Origin of the sequence: Paraburkholderia tropica (genome assembly GCF_014171495.1) — a bacterium.
GTDB classification, from domain to species: Bacteria; Pseudomonadota; Gammaproteobacteria; order Burkholderiales; family Burkholderiaceae; genus Paraburkholderia; species Paraburkholderia tropica.
This window is the reverse complement of the sequence record NZ_CP049134.1, coordinates 1,644,631-1,665,844: the sequence shown is the minus strand read 5'-3', so window position 1 is coordinate 1,665,844 and position 21,214 is coordinate 1,644,631. Positions and strand designations below refer to the sequence as shown.

General features: G+C 65.9%; 13 protein-coding genes and 2 tRNA genes. 9 read left to right on the top strand and 6 right to left on the bottom strand.

From position 1 onward, the window contains the following. Window positions 1-137 precede the first annotated feature (137 nt). The 6 genes from clpX to G5S35_RS07405 all read left to right on the top strand — a co-directional run bounded on the left by clpX (window position 138) and on the right by G5S35_RS07405 (window position 7,090). The gene (clpX, locus tag G5S35_RS07430; protein ID WP_065065551.1) at window positions 138-1,409 is read left to right on the top strand and encodes an ATP-dependent Clp protease ATP-binding subunit ClpX; all 1,272 of its coding nucleotides are present in this window, start codon (window positions 138-140) and stop codon (window positions 1,407-1,409) included. Between the two features lie 191 nt (window positions 1,410-1,600). Then, window positions 1,601-4,024 (top strand): endopeptidase La, encoded by a 2,424-nt coding sequence (gene lon / locus G5S35_RS07425; RefSeq protein ID WP_065065550.1) that lies wholly within the window; start codon window positions 1,601-1,603, stop codon window positions 4,022-4,024. A 383-nt stretch (window positions 4,025-4,407) separates the two neighbouring features. Further along, a complete protein-coding gene (locus G5S35_RS07420) occupies window positions 4,408-4,680 on the top strand; it encodes an HU family DNA-binding protein (RefSeq protein ID WP_065065549.1) in 273 nt (90 codons plus the stop codon). Window positions 4,681-4,769: 89 nt separating this feature from the next. After that, window positions 4,770-4,845 (top strand) — tRNA-Val (locus G5S35_RS07415). A gap of 117 nt (window positions 4,846-4,962) precedes the next feature. After that, window positions 4,963-5,039, top strand: a tRNA-Asp gene (locus tag G5S35_RS07410). A gap of 101 nt (window positions 5,040-5,140) precedes the next feature. After that, a complete protein-coding gene (locus G5S35_RS07405; protein ID WP_074984179.1) occupies window positions 5,141-7,090 on the top strand; it encodes a SurA N-terminal domain-containing protein in 1,950 nt (649 codons plus the stop codon). 120 nt (window positions 7,091-7,210) lie between these two features. On the opposite strand, the gene G5S35_RS07400 is transcribed toward G5S35_RS07405, so the two are convergent. Together G5S35_RS07400 and G5S35_RS07395 are read right to left on the bottom strand one after the other, a co-directional pair. Continuing rightward, entirely contained in the window at window positions 7,211-7,558 is a 348-nt protein-coding gene (locus G5S35_RS07400; protein WP_065065547.1) for a hypothetical protein, read from the bottom strand. 115 nt (window positions 7,559-7,673) lie between these two features. Then, window positions 7,674-8,342, bottom strand: coding sequence for an arylesterase (locus G5S35_RS07395; RefSeq protein ID WP_110329039.1), 669 nt, complete (start codon window positions 8,340-8,342; stop codon window positions 7,674-7,676). A gap of 105 nt (window positions 8,343-8,447) precedes the next feature. On the opposite strand from G5S35_RS07395, the gene G5S35_RS07390 reads away from it, so the two are divergent. Next, the gene (locus G5S35_RS07390) at window positions 8,448-9,179 is read left to right on the top strand and encodes an ABC transporter ATP-binding protein (protein ID WP_065065546.1); all 732 of its coding nucleotides are present in this window, start codon (window positions 8,448-8,450) and stop codon (window positions 9,177-9,179) included. A gap of 81 nt (window positions 9,180-9,260) precedes the next feature. On the opposite strand, the gene pgi is transcribed toward G5S35_RS07390, so the two are convergent. The 3 genes from pgi to G5S35_RS07375 all read right to left on the bottom strand — a co-directional run bounded on the left by pgi (window position 9,261) and on the right by G5S35_RS07375 (window position 14,413). After that, entirely contained in the window at window positions 9,261-10,880 is a 1,620-nt protein-coding gene (gene pgi, locus G5S35_RS07385; protein ID WP_074984177.1) for a glucose-6-phosphate isomerase, read from the bottom strand. A gap of 385 nt (window positions 10,881-11,265) precedes the next feature. After that, window positions 11,266-12,918: a bifunctional ADP-dependent NAD(P)H-hydrate dehydratase/NAD(P)H-hydrate epimerase gene (locus tag G5S35_RS07380; protein ID WP_074984175.1), complete on the bottom strand. Its 1,653-nt coding sequence runs from the start codon at window positions 12,916-12,918 to the stop codon at window positions 11,266-11,268. A 199-nt stretch (window positions 12,919-13,117) separates the two neighbouring features. Next, window positions 13,118-14,413 carry an FAD-dependent oxidoreductase gene (locus tag G5S35_RS07375; protein ID WP_065065544.1) on the bottom strand — a complete coding sequence of 432 codons (1,296 nt, stop codon included), beginning with the start codon at window positions 14,411-14,413 and terminating at the stop codon, window positions 13,118-13,120. Between the two features lie 561 nt (window positions 14,414-14,974). On the opposite strand from G5S35_RS07375, the gene purL reads away from it, so the two are divergent. After that, window positions 14,975-19,060 (top strand): phosphoribosylformylglycinamidine synthase, encoded by a 4,086-nt coding sequence (gene purL / locus G5S35_RS07370; protein ID WP_183038121.1) that lies wholly within the window; start codon window positions 14,975-14,977, stop codon window positions 19,058-19,060. Window positions 19,061-19,248: 188 nt separating this feature from the next. Continuing rightward, the gene (locus G5S35_RS07365) at window positions 19,249-20,370 is read left to right on the top strand and encodes a Fic family protein (protein WP_183038120.1); all 1,122 of its coding nucleotides are present in this window, start codon (window positions 19,249-19,251) and stop codon (window positions 20,368-20,370) included. A 60-nt stretch (window positions 20,371-20,430) separates the two neighbouring features. Here the strand turns inward: G5S35_RS07365 and G5S35_RS07360 are convergent, their stop codons facing one another. Further along, window positions 20,431-21,210, bottom strand: a complete 780-nt coding sequence (locus tag G5S35_RS07360) for a peptidylprolyl isomerase (protein WP_074984172.1) — start codon at window positions 21,208-21,210, stop codon at window positions 20,431-20,433. Window positions 21,211-21,214 lie beyond the last annotated feature (4 nt).

The following is a 21,214-nucleotide window of genomic DNA, read 5'->3' as shown; positions in this document are numbered from 1 at the left end:
GAGCCTGTGAAATAATCGGCAAACGCGCTTCGCGGCCTGCGGCCCCAACGCCGTCACAGCAAGCGGTTCACGCGTCCCCCGGCGCGCCGGGGGAAACGGCGTATCATGTAACAGAGTGTCCGGAGGCTCATCTATCCATGGCGGACAAAAAAGGTTCTAACAGCGAAAAGCTGTTGTATTGCTCGTTTTGCGGCAAAAGCCAGCACGAGGTCAAGAAACTGATCGCTGGCCCGTCGGTGTTCATCTGCGATGAATGTATCGACCTGTGCAACGAGATCATTCGCGACGAGGCCGCCGGTGCGGGCGTCGACGCGGCGCTGTCGCGCTCGGACCTGCCGAGCCCGCAGGAAATCCGCGACATCCTCGACCAGTACGTGATCGGGCAGGAACGCGCGAAGAAGATCCTTGCGGTGGCGGTGTACAACCACTACAAGCGTCTCAAACATCTCGACAAGAAAGACGAAGTCGAACTCTCGAAGAGCAACATTCTGCTGATCGGCCCCACGGGCTCGGGCAAGACGCTGCTCGCGCAGACGCTCGCGCGCCTTCTGAACGTGCCGTTCGTGATCGCCGACGCCACCACGCTGACCGAAGCCGGTTACGTGGGCGAAGACGTCGAGAACATCATCCAGAAGCTGCTGCAGAACTGCAATTACGAGGTCGACAAGGCCCAGCGCGGCATCGTCTACATCGACGAAATCGACAAGATCAGCCGCAAGTCGGACAACCCGTCGATCACGCGCGACGTGTCGGGCGAGGGGGTGCAGCAGGCGCTGCTCAAGCTCATCGAAGGCACGATGGCGTCGGTGCCCCCGCAGGGCGGCCGCAAGCACCCGAATCAGGACTTCATCCAGGTCGACACGACCAACATCCTGTTCATCTGCGGCGGCGCGTTCGACGGTCTGGAAAAAGTCATCACGGACCGCACCGAGAAAACCGGCATCGGTTTCGGCGCGAGCGTGAAGAGCAAGCAGGAACGCGACGCGGGCGAAGTGCTGCGCGAGACGGAACCGGAAGATCTGATCAAGTTCGGCCTGATTCCCGAACTGATCGGCCGTCTGCCGGTGGTCGCCACGCTCGGCAAGCTCGACGAAGCGGCGCTCATGAAGATCCTCGTCGAGCCGAAGAACGCGCTCGTCAAGCAGTATCACAAGCTCTTCAACATGGAGCGCGTGGAACTGGAGATTCGCCCGGCTGCGCTGCAGGCCGTCGCCCGCAAGGCGATCCGCCGCAAGACCGGGGCGCGGGGCTTGCGCTCGATCCTGGAACAGGCATTGCTCGACGTCATGTACGAGCTGCCGACCATGAAGGGCGTGAGCAAGGTGATCATCGACGACAACGTGATCGATGGCGACGGCAAGCCGCTTTTGATCTACGAAGACGCTCCGAAGGTTTCAGGGTCGAACTGATGGTGGTGATCGGCTAAAGAGTTCCTGGAAAAAGCCGTTCATACAATGGGATGAACGGCTTTTTCGTTTCACTTGTGGTCGATGGCGCACTTTTTTGGAGTCACTGAACTTTTCCCACACGCGAGAGGCTTGTAATCGACTTTTCAGGCCTCACTTACCGAACGAATTGATTCCACTCATGGGGAAATGAAATGTCAGGAACCCAACTCCTCCCGCCGGAACGCACCACGCTCCCGCTGCTCCCGCTGCGAGACGTCGTAGTCTTCCCGCATATGGTGATTCCCCTTTTCGTGGGCCGGCCGAAGTCGATCAAGGCCCTCGAGGCGGCAATGGAAGGCGGCAAGCACATCATGCTCGTCGCCCAGAAAACTGCCGCCAAGGATGAGCCGACCGAAAAGGACATGTACGAAGTGGGATGTATCGCGAACATCCTGCAAATGCTCAAGCTGCCCGACGGCACCGTGAAGGTGCTCGTGGAAGGCCTGCAGCGCGCGAAAACGCTCTCGATCGAAGAGCAGGAAACGCAGTTTTCGTGCGAGGTCATGCCGCTCGAGCCCGACCACGCGGACGGCGCCGAAACCGAAGCGCTGCGCCGTGCGATCGTCTCGCAGTTCGATCAGTACGTGAAGCTCAACAAGAAGATCCCGCCTGAGATCCTGACGTCGCTGTCGGGTATCGACGAGGCCGGTCGTCTTGCGGACACCATCGCCGCGCATCTGCCGCTCAAGCTCGACCAGAAGCAGCACATCCTCGAAATGTTCCCGGTCGTGGAACGTCTCGAGCATCTGCTCGCCCAGCTCGAAGCCGAAATCGACATCCTCCAGGTCGAGAAGCGCATCCGTGGCCGCGTCAAGCGCCAGATGGAAAAGAGCCAGCGCGAGTACTACCTGAACGAGCAGGTCAAGGCCATCCAGAAGGAACTGGGCGAAGGCGAAGAAGGCGCGGATCTCGAGGAACTCGAGAAGCGCATCACCGCCGCGCGCATGCCGAAGGAAGCCAAGAAGAAGGCCGACGCCGAGCTGAAGAAGCTCAAGCTGATGTCGCCGATGTCGGCGGAAGCCACCGTCGTGCGCAATTACATCGACACGCTGATCGGCCTGCCGTGGCGCAAGAAGAGCAAGGTCAACAACGACCTGACGAACGCCGAATCGGTGCTCGACGAAGACCATTACGGTCTCGAGAAGGTGAAGGAACGCATTCTCGAGTATCTCGCGGTCCAGCAGCGCGTGGACAAGGTCAAGGCGCCGATCCTGTGCCTCGTCGGGCCTCCGGGCGTCGGCAAGACCTCGCTCGGGCAGTCGATTGCGCGTGCAACGAACCGCAAGTTCGTTCGCATGGCGCTCGGCGGTGTGCGTGACGAAGCCGAAATTCGCGGCCATCGTCGTACGTACATCGGCTCGATGCCGGGCAAGATCCTGCAGAGCCTGACCAAGGTCGGCGTGCGCAATCCGCTCTTCCTGCTCGACGAAGTCGACAAGATGGGTATGGATTTCCGCGGCGATCCGTCGTCGGCGCTGCTCGAAGTGCTCGATCCGGAACAGAACCACACGTTCGCCGACCACTACATCGAAGTCGATTTCGATCTCTCCGATGTGATGTTCGTGGCAACGTCGAACTCGCTCAACATTCCGCCGCCGCTGCTCGACCGGATGGAAGTCATCCGCCTTTCGGGTTACACGGAAGACGAGAAGGTCAGCATCGCCCAGCGTTATCTCCTGCCGAAGCAGAAGAAGAACAACGGGCTGAAGCCGGGCGAGATCGACGTGACCGAAGGTGCGATCCGCGACATCATTCGCTACTACACGCGTGAAGCGGGCGTGCGTTCGCTCGAGCGCGAAGTGTCGAAGATCTGCCGCAAGGTCGTGAAGATGCTGCTGCTGAAGAAGGCCGACAAGGCCGTCACGGTGGACAGCGCGAATCTGGACACCTTCCTCGGCGTGCGCAAGTACGACTTCGGTCTGGCCGCGAAGGAAAACCAGATCGGTCAGGTCACGGGCCTCGCATGGACGGAAGTGGGCGGCGACCTGCTGACGATCGAAGCGGCGGTCATGCCCGGCAAGGGCAACGTGATCCGCACGGGTTCGCTCGGCGACGTCATGAAGGAATCGGTCGAAGCGGCACGCTCGGTGGTGCGCTCGCGTTCGCGTCGTCTTGGCATCAAGGACGAAGCGTTCGAGAAGCAGGACATCCACATCCACGTGCCGGAAGGCGCGACGCCGAAGGACGGTCCGTCCGCCGGTATCGCGATGACGACCGCGCTGGTGTCCGTGCTCACGGGCATTCCGGTGCGCGCCGACGTTGCGATGACGGGCGAGATCACGCTGCGCGGCGAAGTGCTGCCGATCGGCGGGCTGAAGGAGAAGCTGCTTGCGGCGCATCGCGGCGGCATCAAGCTCGTGCTGATTCCGGAAGAGAACGTCAAGGATCTCTCGGAGATCCCGGACAACGTGAAGAACGCCATTGAAATCGTGCCGGTCCGCTGGATCGACAAGGTGCTCGAACTGGCGCTCGAACGTGTGCCGCAGGCACTGCCGGAAGAAGAGGCCAAGACCGAAGAGGCCAAGACGCCCGTGGCCGAGTCGAAAGACGCGGCAAGCGAAGTGGTGAAGCACTAAGCTGAAACACTTGGCGCTGTTCAACTAGCGTCATTTCGTAGCACCCTCGAAGAACCCGCGGCCTCGTCCGCGGGTTTTTTATTGCGCGCGCCGCGAAGATCGTTGGGCTTGCAACCGCTTGTGCGCGCGGCGTGCCAACTTGGCGTCTTCAAGGTCGAAAGGCGTTTGGAAGTTGCTTTCACATGGCCGCGCGAGATCGAATGCACGCGGGAGAAATCGGGCGGAACCCAGCTTGACACGGGTCTTTCGGCCTCGTTAAATGAGCGGGCTTCGGCGCAGACCGAAGTCGTTTTGCCAATAAGTTGATGTCCTTCCCGGCGCCGCGCCGGCGTGTCTCATGGCGCGTGCCATCACGATTGCCCAACACATTCTCGGGGGCTGGAATGAACAAGACGGAATTGATCGACCATATCGCGCAGCAAGCGGACATCTCGAAAGCGGCGGCAGGGCGCGCACTCGACGCCGTGATCGGCGGCGTCAAGGGAACGCTGAAGAAGGGCGGGTCGGTCACGCTGGTCGGCTTTGGCACGTTCGCGGTCAGCAAGCGCACGGCGCGCACGGGTCGCAATCCGCGCACCGGCGACGCTATCAAGATCAAGGCAGCCAAAGTCCCGAAATTCAGGCCTGGCAAAGCGCTCAAAGATGCGCTAAACTAGCGGGCTCGCTGCTTGATGAGGCAGCGCAGCAGAAGTCGCAGTGCCGCAGCAGTTTTCAGCAGGTTTTCGGCGGTCATCAGCATGAAGCTGGGTGCTTAGCTCAGTTGGTAGAGCGGCGCCCTTACAAGGCGTAGGTCGGGAGTTCGAGCCTCTCAGCACCCACCACAGCTTCAGATGAACCTCGGTCGAGCCGCGCAGTCGTGCATCAGCCTGAACGCAGGCTAAAGCAGACTGAATGCGCGAAAACATCGCTAGCGACGCAGCGCACGCAGCAAACCGCATGGAGCGGTAGTTCAGTTGGTTAGAATACCGGCCTGTCACGCCGGGGGTCGCGGGTTCGAGTCCCGTCCGCTCCGCCAGACATCTCAGCAAGAAGGCGAACTCCGGTTCGCCTTTTTGTTGGCCGCTGTTGTAATATCGGGCGTTCTGTTTTTTGGCGCTCTCCAACGCTTGGTCACGCATGCTCGACTTTTTCCGCAATCACAAACGGCTGATGATGTTCATGCTGCTCCTGGTGATCCTGCCAGGGCTCGGCTTCGTCGGTATTCAAGGTTTCCGCGGCTTTTTTGACGAAAGCGCGAATGTCGCGAGCGTCAACGGTCACAAGATCACGCGCGTCGAATTCGACAACGCGTCGCGTCAGCAACTCGACCAGGCGCGCCAGGTCATGGGTGCGCAATTCGACGCGAGCGCTTTCGATACGCCGCAGCATCGCAAAGACATTCTCGACGGCCTGATCCAGCAACGCGTGCTGCAGGACGAAGTCCAGCGTCTGCATCTCACCGCTTCCGACGACGCCGTGCGCCGCACGCTGCTCGCCGACCCGATCATCTCGTCGCTGAAGAACCCCGACGGCTCGATCGATCTCGACAAGTACAAGCAACTGCTCGCCATGCAGGGCATGACGCCCGAGCAGTACGACGAGCGCGTGCGCTACAGCATGGCGCTGCAGCAGATTCCCGCTTCGCTGATCAACAGCGCGTTCACGCCGAAGTCGCTCGCGCAACAACTGACCGAACTGTCGGAGCAGCAGCGCGACGTGCAAGGTCTCGCGTTCCGCGCCGGCGATTTCGCCGCGAAGGTCCAGCCGACCGACGCGCAACTGCAGGCGTATTACGACGCGCACAAGAACGACTTCGCCACGCCGGCGACGGCGCAGATCCAGTATCTGGTGCTGTCGGCGGCTACGGTCGCGGCTTCGGTCAACCCGAGCGACGCCGACCTCAAGAAGTATTACGACGACAACATCGCCCGCTACAAGACTCAGGAAGAAGTGCGCGCGAGCCACATCCTGATCACGGTGGCGAAGGACGCGAGCGCGGCTGACCGCGCCGCGGCGAAGCAGAAGGCCGACCAGATCCTCGCCGAAGTGAAGGCGCATCCGGACCAGTTCGCGCAGCTCGCGCAGAAGGATTCCCAGGATCCGGGTTCGGCCTCGAAGGGCGGCGACCTCGGCTACTTCGGCCCGGGCATGATCGCGGGCGGCCAGGCGTTCGACGACGCGGTCTTCAAGCTCAAGAAAGACGAAATCAGCGACGTGATCCAGTCGGACTTCGGCTATCACATCGTCAAGGTCACGGACATCAAGCCGTCGGTTACGAAGCCGTTCGACGACGTGAAGGCGCAGATCGCGACCGAAGTGAAGGCGCAACAGGCCGCCAAGCTGCTGGCCGATGCGAGCGACGGCTTTACGTCGATGGTGTACGAAAAGTCGAAGAGCCTCCAGCCGGCCGCTGACAAGTACAAGCTGACGATCCAGGCCGCCACGGTTACGCCGCAGCCGAACGCCACGCTGCCGCCGGACAGCCCGCTGAACAACAAGAAGTTCCTCGACGCGGTGTTCGCGACCGACTCGGTCAGCCAGCACAACAACACGCAGGCGGTCGACGTGGGCAACAACACGCTGATCTCGGCGCGCGTGACCGACTTCAAGGCGGCTGCCGTCCCGGCATTCGCCGCGGTCAAAGACGCCGTGCGCCAGAAGGTGGTTGCGCAACTGGCCGCCGACATGGCGCGCAAGCAAGGCGAGGCGAAGCTCGCGGACCTGCAGAAGTCGAAGTCGACCGATGGTTTCTCGTCGGCGCTCAAGGTGTCGCGCAACGACGCACAAGGGCTGCCGCCCGCCGCGCTGTCGGCGGTGTTCAAGGCCGATGCGCAGAAACTGCCCGCCTACGTGGGCGTCGATCTCGGCGACCAGGGCTACGCGATCTATCGCGTGAACAGCGTGACGAACGGCGCGGCCGCCGACGGCAACCGTCTTGCCGCAGCGCAGCAGCAACTGGCGCAGGTGGCCGGCCAGTCGCAGACTCAGGCTTACCTCGACGCGCTGCGCGACCGTTCGAAGGTCAAGCTCTACGGCACGCTCGGTTCGTCGAGCCAGCAGAGCGACGGCGACGGCGACGGCCAGTAAGTTCGCCAGCGCCGTTTCCAGGCGCCGAGACACAAAAAAAGCCCCGCGAAATTCGCGGGGCTTTTTCTTTGCTGCTTACGTGGCGCGAGGCGTGAAGCGCCGCGCCGCGTGCGCTGCCCGTTAGAGGCAGGCGCTGATATCGCCCGTGGCGTCGCCGCCCGCACCGCCGCCGGCACGGAATCCCACCCAGGTCTTGGCGTTGGCGTTCCACGCCGGACGCACCGTCGCCGCGGCACCGTTAGGCGGCTGCTGGCCCGGCACGTAGACGTCGATCGCCTGGTCGTTCGCGAGCACGCTCTGCGAGACGACCTGCTGCTGCGATTTGTTGGCCCACTTTTGCGCGATGCACTGCGCGACGGCCTGAGGCGGTTGCTGGCTGGTGCCAACCGATTGCGAGCCGCTCGGCACCGGCTGATTGGCGCAGGCAGCAAGGGCTGCCGTTACGACAATAAGAGGTAAATATTTCACGTTTTATCCCTCCAGTCAGGGTCATTCGGAATGTAGACGAGCGTCGCTCGTCTGGCGCAAAGATGTGACCCGGTACGCGACGCGCATGCCGCAAAGACGCGGCGCGCAGCGCACGTCAGCGCTGCGCGCCGCCGCCGAGCAGCGGCTTGAGCGTCGGCCACACGTTGTCGAGGAGCAAAGGCTGTGCCTGCTGGGTCGGATGCAGCTGGTCGGACTGGAACAGCTCGGGTTTGTCGGCGAGTCCGGCGAGCAGAAACGGCACCAGCGGCACCTTCAGCTCCTTCGAAAGCTGGCCATAGAGACCATGGAATTTCTGAGTGTAGTCGGGACCGTAATTCGGTGGCACGAACATGCCCACCAGCACGGGCTTCGCGTTGGCCTTGCGCACTGCGGCAATGATGGCGCGCAGATTGCTCTCGGTGGTGGCGAGCGGCACACCGCGCAGCGCGTCGTTGGCGCCGAGTTCGATCACCACGATCGCCGGCTTCATGCGTTGGAGCACGAGCGGCAGACGGGCGAGGCCGCCGCTGGTCGTGTCGCCGCTGATGCTGGCATTCGCGACGCTATAATCGATTCGCTCGGTCGCGATGCGTTGACGCAGCAGCGCGACCCAGCCGGTGTCGCGCGGTAACCCGTATTCGGCGGACAGGCTGTCGCCGAGCACGGCGATCACGGGTTTGGCCGTCGTGGGTTGGGTCGCAGGTGCGGCAGGCACGGTGGCCGCATGGGCGTCGCGCACGCCGCCAGGCAGCGCGACCGTGCCCAGCGCAACGCCGAACGACACAGCCAGCGCCACGGCGCAGGCGCCGGGCGCGGGAAGCAGGGTGCGGGCGGCGCGCGGCGCGCCGCGCTTTGTTTTGACAGCTAATCTTGGCTTCATCATGTGCGAATGAATAGCGATCCAGTCATCGAAGTACGGGGCCTGTGCAAACGCGTCACCGACGCAACCGGCGAACTCACGATCCTCGACGGCATCGACCTCACGGTGCACGCGGGCGGCAGCGTGGCGATCGTCGGCGCCTCGGGTTCGGGCAAGTCCACCTTGCTCGGCTTGCTGGCCGGGTTGGACAGCGCGAGCGCGGGCTCGGTTCGTCTGCTAGGACATGAGCTTACCGGCATGGCGGAAGATCAGCGCGCGGCGCTGCGCAACGGCTCGGTCGGTTTCGTGTTTCAGTCGTTTCAATTGATGCCGCATCTCACCGCGCTCGAAAACGTCGCGCTGCCGCTTGAGCTGCAGGGCGGTCTGAGCACGCGCGAAGCCTTCGCGCGTGCGCGGACCTTGCTCGAACGCGTGGGCCTCGGTCAGCGCACCTCGCATTATCCGAAGCTGCTGTCGGGCGGCGAGCAGCAGCGCGTGGCGCTGGCGCGCGCGTTCGTCACGCATCCGGCCGTGCTGTTCGCCGACGAACCCACCGGCAGCCTCGACGCCGCCACGGGCCACGCCGTCATCGACCTGATGTTCGAACTGAACCGTGCGAATGGCGCGACGCTCGTGCTCGTCACGCACGACATCGAGCTGGCGAAGCGCTGCGATGCGATCGTCACGATCGAGGCCGGGCATCGCGTGATCGACGGCGCGCAGGCCGCGCACGCAGCGAGCCGCGTCGAAGCCGGGCGCTGAAACGAAAAGGCGTGCCGGTTTGCACCGTGCACGCCTTTTTCCTGACATCAACTCAACCTGTGCAGCCAGCGCTAACGCCTGTTAGCGCTTCAGCGCGGCACGCGCCTTCGCGATCAGCGCCGACGTCGACGAATCGTGCGCCTTCACGTCGCCGGTCGATGCGGTGAGGTCGGCCTCGACCACCTTGCCGAGAATCTTGCCGAGTTCCACGCCCCACTGGTCGAACGGATTGATGTCCCACACCGAGGCCTGCACCAGCACCTTGTGCTCGTAGAGCGCGATCAGCGCGCCGAGCGAGCGCGCCGTGAGCGCGTCGACGAGCAGCGTCGTGGTCGGGCGATTGCCGGGGAACATGATGTGCGGCACGAGTTCGGGCTTGTCCGGACCGGCGATCTTGCGCGCTTCTTCCTCGGTGCGGCCGAGCATCAGCGCCTCGCTCTGCGCGAAGCAGTTCGCTAGCAGTTTCGGATGATGATCGGCGAGCGGATGCTCGGGCGTGAGCACGGCGATAAAGTCGATCGGCACGATCGTCGTGCCCTGATGCAGCATCTGGAAGAACGCGTGCTGGCCGTTCGTTCCCGGCTCGCCCCACGTGATGGCCGAGGTCGCGTAATCGACGAACTGGCCGTCCAGACGCGCCTGCTTGCCGTTGCTCTCCATTTCGAGCTGCTGCAGATACGACGGCAGGTAGTGCAATGCTTCGGAGTACGGAGCGACGAGATAGCTCTGCGAACCAAAGAAGTTGCGATACCAGACGCCGATCATGCCGAGCAGCACGGGCAGGTTCTTGTCGAGCGGCGCGGTGCGGAAATGCTCGTCCATATCGTGCGCGCCGGCGAGCAGTTCGTCGAACTGTTGCGGCCCGATCGCGATCATGATCGAGAGCCCGACCGCCGACCACAGCGAGTAGCGGCCGCCAACCCAGTCCCACATTTCGAAGACGTTTTCCTCGGCGATGCCGAACTTCACGACTTCGGCCGGATTCGCGGAGACGCCGACGAAATGCTTCGCGAGCGCGCTTTCCGGGCAGCCGTGCTTGACGAACCAGTCGCGCATCGAGCGCGCGTTGGTCATGGTTTCGAGCGTCGTGAAGGTCTTCGAGACGATGATCGCGAGCGTCTCTTCCGGATCGATGTGTTCGATCGTGCGCCACAGATCGGCGCCGTCGACGTTCGAGACGAAGTGCGAGCTGATCTCCGGCGATTCGAGATGCTGGAGCGCATGCACGACCATCTTCGGCCCGAGATCCGAGCCGCCGATGCCGATGTTCACGATATGGCGGATGCGCTTGCCGGTGTAGCCGGTCCAGGCGCCGCTGCGCACGGCGTCGGCGAACTTCGCCATCTTCGCTTTCTCGGCGACGATCTGCGCGTGGAACGGCGCGTTCGGCTCGGTGGCGCGCAGCGCGGTGTGCAGGGCGGCGCGGCCTTCGGTCGGGTTGACGATCTCGCCCGCGAACATCGCGTCGCGGCGCTGCTCGACGCCGGCTTCGTGCGCGAGCTGCACGAGCAGCTTCAACGTGGCGTCGGTGATGCGGTTCTTCGAGAAGTCGGCGGCGAGACCGCCGCCCGAATACGTGAAGCGTTCGGCGCGGGTCGGCGCGGGATCGTTGGCGGGCGCGAACCAGTCGCGCAGCTTGTCGTTGCGGATCTGTTCGTAGTGCGTCTGTAGCGCGGACCAGGCGGGGAGCGGATTCGTCATGTTCGTCGAGCGAGGAAAAACGAATGGAAGGCGGCGGGCGGCATCGACCGGTCGGGCCGACGCGCGCATCACGCACTGCGGGGAGGCGCGCGGCTTCTGTGGAAGCGGAACGCGCGGAGGATCAGTATAGCGGGCCGAGCAAAGCTGCGTGGCGCTATGGCGATCGACGGCTGAGGTTAGCAAACGGCGTGCCGCTTGGGACGGCTACGCGCGCCGTGAACGCGTGCGCGAAGCTTGCAGCCATCTTTCGACGCGTGGTTGAACGGGCGGTTGGCGATTTTCGTTGCGTGTCTGGCGGAGAAAACGGCGTTTGGATCGAAGCGCCCGACAGTGACCGAGGCTCGACCGAGGCGCGACCCAGGCGCCCGATAGAACCCATCGCCGTTCAAGCCGATGCGAGATTGCGCGAATAGAAGCGGCGGTTCAACAGCTTGCGCACCATCGGCGCGAGTTCGCCTGCCGTGAGCCCGGCGGGACCGTCGCCTTGCTCGACCAGCGTGTCGGCGGCGAGACCGTGCAGATAGACGCCCGCGAGCGCCGCTTCGAACGGTGGCAGACGTTGCGCGAGCAGCGCGCCGATCAGGCCGCCGAGCACGTCGCCGGTGCCGCCGCTCGCGAGGCCCGCGTTGCCGGTCGGGTTGACGGCCACGCGGCCGTCGGGCGCGGCGATCACCGTGCCGCTGCCCTTGAGCACCGCCACGGCCGCGAAACGCTGCGCGAGCGCGCGCGCCGCAGCGAGGCGGTCGCGTTGCACCGTGGCCGTATCGACGGCGAGCAGACGCGCCGCTTCGAGCGGATGCGGGGTGAGCACGCAAGGCGCATCGCCGACCTGCGCGCGTTCGGTGACGCGCGCCGCGAGCGCTTCGTCGCGGGCGACGAGATTGAGTGCGTCGGCGTCGAGCAGCACCGGCACGTTCAGACGCAGGATCTGATCGACGAGCTGCCGCGCCGATGCGCTGCCGCCCATGCCGCAACCGGCCGCGACGGCGTCCATCGCGTCGAGCGAGAGCTTGGCCGCCGCGTGCAGCATCAGCTCGGGATGCGGTGCGTCGTAGGGCGGGGCGTCGTTACCGAGAAAGCCCGCGTGGACCTTGCCCGCGCCCGTGAGCAGGGCCGCGCGCGCGGCGAGGATCGGCGCGCCGCACATGCCGGTGTCGCCGCCGATCACCGCGAGCGTGCCGAAGGTGCCTTTGTGCGTGGCGTTGTCGCGCGCGGGCAGGGCATCGGCGAATAGCGCGGGGGCGTTGAGGCGCGCCGGCGCGTCGGCGGGCGTAGGCGCTTGGGGCGCCGTGTCGTTGCTGAAGTCGATACCGTCGGCCAGCCCGATCGGCGCCACGCTGACCGCGCCCGCGTAGTCGCGCCCCGCGCCGGTATAGAGCCCGGGCTTCGCGGCGATGAACGTCACGGTGTGGGTCGCGCGCACGGCTGGGCCGCCGCCGACTACGTTGCCGGTGTCGCTGTCGAGACCGCTCGGCACGTCGAGCGCGAGCACGTGCCCGCGTTGCCGGGCGCGCGCCGTGAGCCGTGCGGCGAGATCGGCGAAGACGCCGTCGAGCGCGCGCGCGAGCCCAATGCCGAACATGCCGTCGACGAGCCAGCCCCAGGCGTCGAACGACGCGGGCGGCGCATCGACGATCTTCACGCCGGCGTCGCGCGCGACGCCCAGCGCCCAGCGTGCGTCGTCGGGCTTCACTTCCACGGGCATGCAGACTTCGACCGTGATACCCGCGCGCTTGAGCTGCGCCGCGACGACGAGCGCATCGCCGCCGTTGTTGCCGGGTCCCGCGACGATCCACACGGGCTGCGCACCGAGCGGCGCGGGCGCGTGGGCGATCTGTTCGAGCAGGAAGTGGGCCGCCGCGGCGCCCGCGCGTGCCATCAGCGTGTGTGCGGGCACGGCGGACTGCGCGGCGGTCTCGCTCACGCGCAGTTGCGCGACGGTCAGGAGCGGCACGGCGCGGTCGTGCGGATTGAGGAGCGTGGCGGTGGAAGCGGCTGAAGGAGCGGCTGAAGAAGCGGCGGGCGTGGCGTCGGTCATGGTGGCGAGCGTCGCCGGAGGGGCCGGCGGCGCGTGCGGTGAAGGCATCGATACCGCAACGATACCCGAGCCGTCAGACCTTGGCGTGCGCGCTGGCGTTCGTCGCGTGGAAGATCAAGCAGGAGGGAAGTCAGACGCGCCCTGAGTCGGACGCGCCCGGAATGTCGACAAAGCGTCGATCATGCTGACCAGCTGACGCCTAGCTACGCCCAGGCCAGAGCGCCTCGATCGTCTCGGCGGGCAGGTCGGGGCGCGTGTTGGAGATCTGCTGAGCGATCAGGCGCGCGGAGCCGAGCGCGAGCGCCCAGCCCGCCGGGCCATGCGCCGCGTTGACGTAAAGGCGCGGGTTGCCCACGCTGCCCACCAGCGGCAGGCCGTCGGCCGACAGCAGCTTCATGCCTTCCCACGCGAGCGCGGCGGAAATGCGCGCGGCGCCCGGCGCCCAGTCGCGCGAAGCTTCGCCGAGCAGCGCGAGCGCTTCCTCGGTGAGCGATTCGGGCAGCGGCTCGTCGAGCTGCTTGGCGTGCTGGAGCACCGCGCCGCCCGAAATGCGCAGGCGATGGTTCATGCGTGTGATGGCGATGCGCCGCGCGGCGTCGATCAGCGTCGAGTGCGGCACGCATTCCTCGTGCGCGACCGGCGAATTCAGCGTGTGCATGCGCAGCGGATAAACCGGCAGCTTGATGCCCAGCGGCGCGAGCAGATTCACGGTCTGCGCGCCGGCTGCGACGACCACGGCATCGGCGGAAATCACTTCGACTTCGCGCGTGCGCGAGGCGTCGTCGGGACGCGGCGCGAGCTCGACGGCCGCGCGCTGGCTCTCGATGCGCACCGCGCTCACTTCGCGGCCGGTCTGGAACTGCACGCCGCCGAGCGTATCGAGCACCTGTTTGAGCTGCTTGACGAAGAGCGGGCAGTTCGCCACCCGGCCCTGGTCGAAGCGCACGGCGCCCGCGAACGGCGGATCGGCGGGAATGGTGTGTTCGGCGGCCACGCACTCGTGCGGCGTGAGCACGTGATGCGGCGTCTCGAAACGGCGCAGCAGTTCGAGCGCGGGCTGCGTGAGCGACCATTCATCGCTGCCGCGCACGAGATAGAGCAGGCCTTCGCGCTGTTCGTACTCGAGCTGGAAGCGGCCTTCGGCGTCTTCCAGCACGCTTTGCGCCGATTCGATCAGCGGACGCAGGAGCGCGTAGCGCGTCTCGAAGGCTTCGGAGCCGTGCAGCGTGGCGAGGCGTTTGACGAAGGCGCGCGCCTGACCGGTGAAACCGGTCTTGCAGATCACGCCGCCCGAGGACTGCCGGCCGTTGCGCAGGAAGGTGGGGCCGAACCAGACGTCGAGCGGGGTCGGCAGCACGATGCCGCTATGACCGTAGGTCGCGCCTTGCGCAACAGTGGCGTGGCGCTCGACCACGCAGACGCGATGGCCCGCCGCGCGCAGCTGGTAGGCGGTGGCGACGCCGGCGATTCCGCCGCCAATGACGATGACATCCATGACGATTCGATCTGCTGGCAGGCGGCGTGCCGTCGAACGAGGGCGCCGTGCCGAAGAGGGTGTGGCATGCGGCGCGCAAGCTGCGCGCCGATCGGTGAAACGCGCAATCATAGCAGCGAAATCGCCCGTCTCGCCATGCGCGTGCGTCGCTTGACCCGCCCGGCGCAAGGTGGCGCGCGCATCGATTGCGGGCCGCAACGCGCGTGGGCACGGGCAGGGCGACTGCTCAGGCGGCCCCGTTTTATTGCCATTCACCCGCCGTTCGTGCCGGGCCGCCGGCTGCCGCTGCGCCGTCCCGTATCGCGAAAAAAGCGGCTGTGCCGGACGCCGCGTCACCGTCTGCCGCGGCGACATCGCGAAAACGCGCACGGGCGTGCGCCTCGGGATGCGTGCGGATCGGCCTCGGGGGCGATCGGACGGGGTCTTCCGGGTTATAATCGCGGTCTCCTTTCATCGCCCGACGTCGGCCCGACGTCGTCGCCTGCGCGCGACGCATCGCCCCCCCGCGACGCACCCGTGCGAGGCCAGGCGCGACGTAACCTCGACGCAACGCCCCAGTCCATGGCCCACTTCTCGTGTTTCCCCGGTGCTTCGGCCCTCTCCGACTTCCGTCAGACCCGCCTGCTCGAGACGCTTCAGCGTATCGATGCCAACATCGTCGGCGTGCGCGGCCAGTTCCTGCATTTCGTCAACTCGGCCACGCCGCTTTCCGCTGACGACAGCGCGAAGATCGAAGCGCTGATGCACTACGGCGAGCCGTTCGCGGCCCCGCAGGAGCGCGGCAGCACGGTGACGTTCCTCGTCGTGCCGCGTTTCGGCACGGTGTCGCCGTGGGCGAGCAAGGCCACCGACATCGCGCATCACTGCGGCCTCGAACACGTGCGCCGCATCGAGCGCGCCGTCGAGTACACGGTGATCCTCAAGAGCGGCCTGCTCGGCGGTAAGAAAACGCTGTCGGACGAAGCGCACGCGGCCGTCGCTGCGGCGCTGCACGACCGCATGACCGAGAATGTCGCGGCCTCGCGCGACCAGGCGCTGCATCTGTTCGACGAACTGCCGGCGCGCCCGATGCAGACCGTCGACGTGCTCGGCCACGGCCGCAAGGCGCTGGAAACGGCGAACGGCGAACTGGGCCTCGCGCTCGCCGACGACGAAATCGACTACCTCGTCGAGAACTTCACGAAGCTGGGCCGCAACCCGACCGACGTCGAACTGATGATGTTCGCGCAGGCCAACAGCGAGCACTGCCGCCACAAGATCTTCAACGCAAGCTGGACGATCGACGGCCAGGAGCAGGATCTGTCGCTGTTCGCGATGATCCGCAACACCGAGAAGATCAGCCCGCAAGGCACGATCGTCGCGTACTCGGACAACTCGTCGATCATGGAAGGCGCGGTGGCCGAGCGCTGGTTCCCGCGCAAGACCGGCGCGGACGGCGCGCCGGGCGAGCAGTACGGTCGCCACACCGAACTCACGCACACGCTGATGAAGGTGGAGACGCACAACCACCCGACCGCGATCTCGCCGTTCGCCGGCGCGGCCACGGGCTCAGGCGGCGAAATCCGCGATGAAGGCGCAACGGGCCGCGGCGCGCGTCCGAAGGCCGGCCTCACGGGCTTCACGGTCTCGAACCTCGATCTGCCCGAGGCGCGCGAAACGTGGGAAAACGCCCGCGACGCCGCCACGCCGCTCACGCACCGCAATCCGGCCGACGCGCAGGGCGCCGATGGGGTTTACGGCCGCCCGGACCGCATCGCCTCGCCGCTGCAGATCATGATCGACGGCCCGCTCGGCGGCGCCGCGTTCAACAACGAATTCGGCCGTCCGAACCTCGGCGGCTACTTCCGCGTCTACGAGCAGAACGTCGCGGGCACCGTGCGCGGCTATCACAAGCCGATCATGATCGCGGGCGGCATCGGCAACATCAGCGACCAGCACACGCACAAGCACGATCTGCCCGCGGGCTCGCTGCTGATCCAGATCGGCGGCCCCGGCATGCGCATCGGCATGGGCGGCGGCGCGGCCAGCTCGATGGCGACCGGCACGAACACCGCCGAACTCGACTTCGACTCGGTCCAGCGCGGCAACCCGGAAATCGAGCGTCGCGCGCAGGAAGTCATCAACTCCTGCTGGCAGCTCGGCGAACACAATCCGATCCTGAGCATTCACGACGTGGGCGCGGGCGGTCTGTCGAACGCGTTCCCGGAACTCGTCGACGGCGCGGATAAAGGCGCGCGCTTCGAACTGCGCAAGGTTCAGCTCGAAGAATCGGGCCTCTCGCCGCGCGAAATCTGGTCGAACGAATCGCAGGAACGTTACGTTCTGGCGATTTCGCCCGCCGATCTGCCGAACTTCGAAGCGATCTGCGCGCGCGAGCGCTGCCCGTTCGCCGTGGTGGGCGTGGCGACGGCCGAACGCGAACTGAAGCTGATCGACACCGACGCGCAGGCGCTCGCCGCGAACGGCGGCCACCAGCCCGTCGACATGCCGATGGACATCCTGCTCGGCAAGCCGCCGCGCATGCACCGCAACGTCGAGCACGCGAGCACGCCGCTCGTGCCGGTCGACGTCACGGGCATTGCGCTCGACGAAGTCGCGAAGAGCGTGCTGCGCCATCCGACCGTCGGCAGCAAGTCGTTCCTGATCACCATCGGCGACCGCTCGGTGGGCGGCACGAACGTGCGCGACCAGATGGTCGGCCCGTGGCAGGTGCCGGTCGCCGACTGCGCGATCACCACGCTCGACTACGCCGGCTACAAGGGCGAAGCGATGACGATGGGCGAGCGCACGCCGCTCGCCGTGATCGACGCGCCGGCGTCGGGCCGCATGGCTATCGGCGAGGCCGTCACGAACATCGCCAGCGCGCCCATCGCGTCGCTCGACAAGCTGAAGCTGTCGGCGAACTGGATGGCCGCGTGCGGCGCGCCGGGCGAAGACGCCGCGCTCTACGACACGGTCAAGGCGATCGGCATGGAACTGTGCCCGGCGCTCGGCATCGGCATTCCGGTGGGCAAGGATTCGCTCTCGATGCGCACGAAGTGGAACGACGAAGGCGTGGCGAAGGAAGTGGTCGCGCCGGTTTCGCTGATCATCTCGGCGTTCGCGCCGGTCGAGGACGTGCGCCGTCACCTCACGCCGCAACTGCGCCGTGTCGACGAAGCGGGCGAGTCGGTGCTGATCGCGATCGATCTGGGCCGCGGCAAGAACCGCATGGGCGGCTCGATTTTCGCGCAGGTCACGCAACAGGTCGGCGATGCCGCGCCGGACGTCGACAGCGCCGAAGACCTCAAGCAGTTCTTCAACGCGATCCAGAAGCTCAACGCGAACGACCAGTTGCTCGCGTACCACGACCGCTCGGACGGCGGCCTGTGGGCGACGGTCTGCGAAATGGCGTTCGCGGGTCACACGGGCGTGTCGCTGAACGTCGACATGCTCACGCTCGACGGCGAGCACGGCACCGACTTCGGCGACGCCAAAGACTGGGCGAAGCAGACCAGCGGCCGCCGCGACGACCGCACGCTGCGCGCGCTGTTCTCGGAAGAACTGGGCGCCGTGATCCAGGTGCCGGCCACGCAGCGCGATGCCGTGCTGGCCGTGCTGCGCGAGCACAACCTGTCGGTGTGTTCGAACGTGATCGGCACGCTCAACAACCGCGACTCGATCGAGATCTACCGCGACGCCAAGCGCATCTACGAAGCGCCGCGCGCCGAGCTGCAACGCGTGTGGAGCGAAGTGAGCTGGCGCATCGCGCGTCTGCGCGATAACCCGGCCTGCGCCGACGCCGAATACGACGCACTGCTCGACGCCGCCGATCCGGGCATGCAGCCGCAACTCACGTTCGATCCGGCCGAAGACATCGCCGCGCCGTTCATCGGCAAGGGCGCGCGTCCGCGCGTCGCGATCCTGCGCGAGCAGGGCGTGAACTCGCACCTCGAAACCGCATACGCGTTCGATCGCGCCGGTTTCGACGCGCACGACGTCCACATGAGCGACCTGCTCGCAGGGCGCGCCACGCTCGCCGATTTCGCGGGCGCGGTGGCCTGCGGCGGCTTCTCGTACGGCGACGTGCTGGGCGCGGGCGAAGGCTGGGCCAAGACGATCCGCTTCAACGCGCAGCTCGCGGACATGTTCGCAGCCTTCTTCGCGCGCCAGGACACGTTTGCGCTCGGTATCTGCAACGGCTGCCAGATGCTGTCGAGCCTCGCCTCGATGATTCCGGGCGCCGAAGCCTGGCCGAAATTCACGCGCAACAAGTCGGAGCAGTTCGAAGCGCGCTTCTCGCTGGTCGAAGTGCAGAGCTCGCCGTCGATCTTCTTCAACGGCATGGAAGGCTCGCGCATTCCGGTCGCGGTCGCGCACGGCGAAGGCTTCGCGGACTTCTCGCAGCAGGGCGACATCTCGAAGGTCGCGGTGGCGATGCGTTACGTCGATCACCGCGGTCAGGCGACCGAGGGCTATCCGTTCAACCCGAACGGTTCGCCGCAAGGCATCACCTCGGTTACGACCGCCGACGGCCGCTTCACCGTTCTGATGCCGCACACGGAACGCGTGCAGCGCACCGTGACGATGAGCTGGCATCCGGAAAGCTGGGGCGAGGCGAGCCCGTGGCAGCGTGCGTTCCAGAACGCGCGCAAGTGGGTGGGTTAAGGTGCACCAGGGCTGGCTGACGCTGGATTGAGCGCCAGCCCGTTCGCACCCCGGAACCCCGGTCAGGTCCGCTACGGCGGGCGTGACCGGGGTTTTTGTTTGGGCATGCGGCGAATAGCGAGCCTATTCACCGCATAATGTGCGGCGAATAAATTGTGCGTGCGGCGATTCCGCGCCATAATCGCCGCATGAATAGCGGCGAATACACCTACATCTGGCAGGCCGGCGACTGGCCCGAGTGGCGCTTCGACATGGCGGCGCTCGCCGAGCCCATGGCCGAGGCGAGCCGCGCTCAGGGCGTGCTGATGGGCCGTCTCGCGGATGTCGGCATGCGCCTGCGTGACCAGGCGAGCCTCGCGGCGCTCACCGAGGACGTGCTGAAGACCAGCGAAATCGAGGGCGAGCGTCTGAGCGTGGTCTCGGTGCGTTCGTCGATCGCGCGGCGTCTGGGCGTGGACATTGGCGCGCTCGCGCCCGTCGATCGGCATGTGGAAGGCGTCGTGGAAATGGTGCTCGACGCGACGGCCGCTAGCCGTTTTCCGGTCACGCGCGAACGCTTGTTCGGCTGGCACGCCGCGTTGTTCCCGACCGGTTATGCGGGCCTCACGCCGATTCGCGTCGGCGCCTGGCGTGACGATGCCACCGGTCCGATGCAGGTCGTGTCGGGGCCGATCGGGCGTCAGCATGTGCACTTCGAAGCGCCGCCCGCGCCGCGTCTCGAAGCGGAGCTGGCGCGCTTTCTCGCCTGGGTCAACGCGCCCGCGCAGATGCCGCCGCTGATCAAGGCCGGACTCGGCCATCTCTGGTTCGTCACGCTGCATCCGTTCGACGACGGCAACGGCCGTGTCGCGCGCGCAATCGGCGATCTGCTGCTCGCGCGCGCGGACGGCAGTCCGCAGCGCTTCTACAGTCTGTCGGCGCAAATCCAGCGCGAGCGCAAGGCGTACTACGAGATTCTCGAACGCTCGCAGCGGCGTTCAATGGATGTGACCGAGTGGCTGCGCTGGTTTCTCGACACCCTGCATCGCGCGGTCGATCACGCGCAGATCACGCTCGACTCGGTGCTCGTCAAGGCGCGCTTCTGGCGTCAATGGGCGGACGCGCCGTTCAACGAGCGCCAGGCCAAGGTCGTCAATCGTCTGCTCGACGGTTTCGACGGCAAGCTCACCAGCAGCAAATGGGCCGCGCTGGCCAAGTGCTCGTCGGATACGGCGCTGCGCGACATCAACGACCTGCTCGCGCGCGGCGTGCTGCGCAAGAACGAGAGCGGCGGGCGCAGCACGAGCTACGAACTGAATCCGCCAGCATGAAAAAACCCCGCGCCTCGAAAGGTCGCGGGGTTTTTTCCACAGCAAAACCGCGGTGCGGATTTACTGGATCTTCGCTTGCGCGCGCAGTTGCTTCTCGAACGCGAGCAGCTTTTCCTGCTGGAGCTGTTGCACGATCTGCGGGCGAACCTGCTCGAGCGGCGGCGGGGCGATCGCGCGGATGTCGTCCACGCGGATGATGTGCCAGCCGAACTGCGTGTGCACCGGCGTATCGGTGACCTGGCCTTTCTGCAGCGACGTAGCGGCCGCGGCGAACTCAGGCACGTAGGCCTTCGGGTCCGACCAGTCGAGATCGCCGCCATTCTTCGCCGAGCCCGGATCCTTCGAGTACTGCTTCGCGAGGTCTTCGAAGCTCGCGCCGCCCTTGATCTTCGCGATCAGGTCCTTGGCCTGCTGCTCGTTGTCGACGAGGATGTGATGCAGGTGATATTCCTTGCCGCCCGCGCCTTGCGTGAGCTTGTCGTACATGGCCTTGACGTCGGCGTCCGTCGGCTGGTTGGTCTTGAGGAAGTCCTCGATCCACGCGTGCAGGATGACCTGCTGCTGGGCCATCGCCAGTTGCGCCTTCACGTCCGGACGATTCGGAATGCCCAGACGCGCCGCTTCCTGCATCAGCACTTCGCGGTTGATCAGCTCTTCACGCACGGCCTTTTGCAGATCCGGCGTGTCTTGCTGGCCCTGGGCCACGACCTGGGCGACGAGCGCGTCGGCGCGCGCCTTCGGAATCGGCGTGCCGTTCACGACGGCGATGTTCTGCGCAAAAGCGGGAGCCGCAGCGAACGCAGCCAGCAACACCCAGAGACGGGTTTTCTTCAAGGTCATCTGT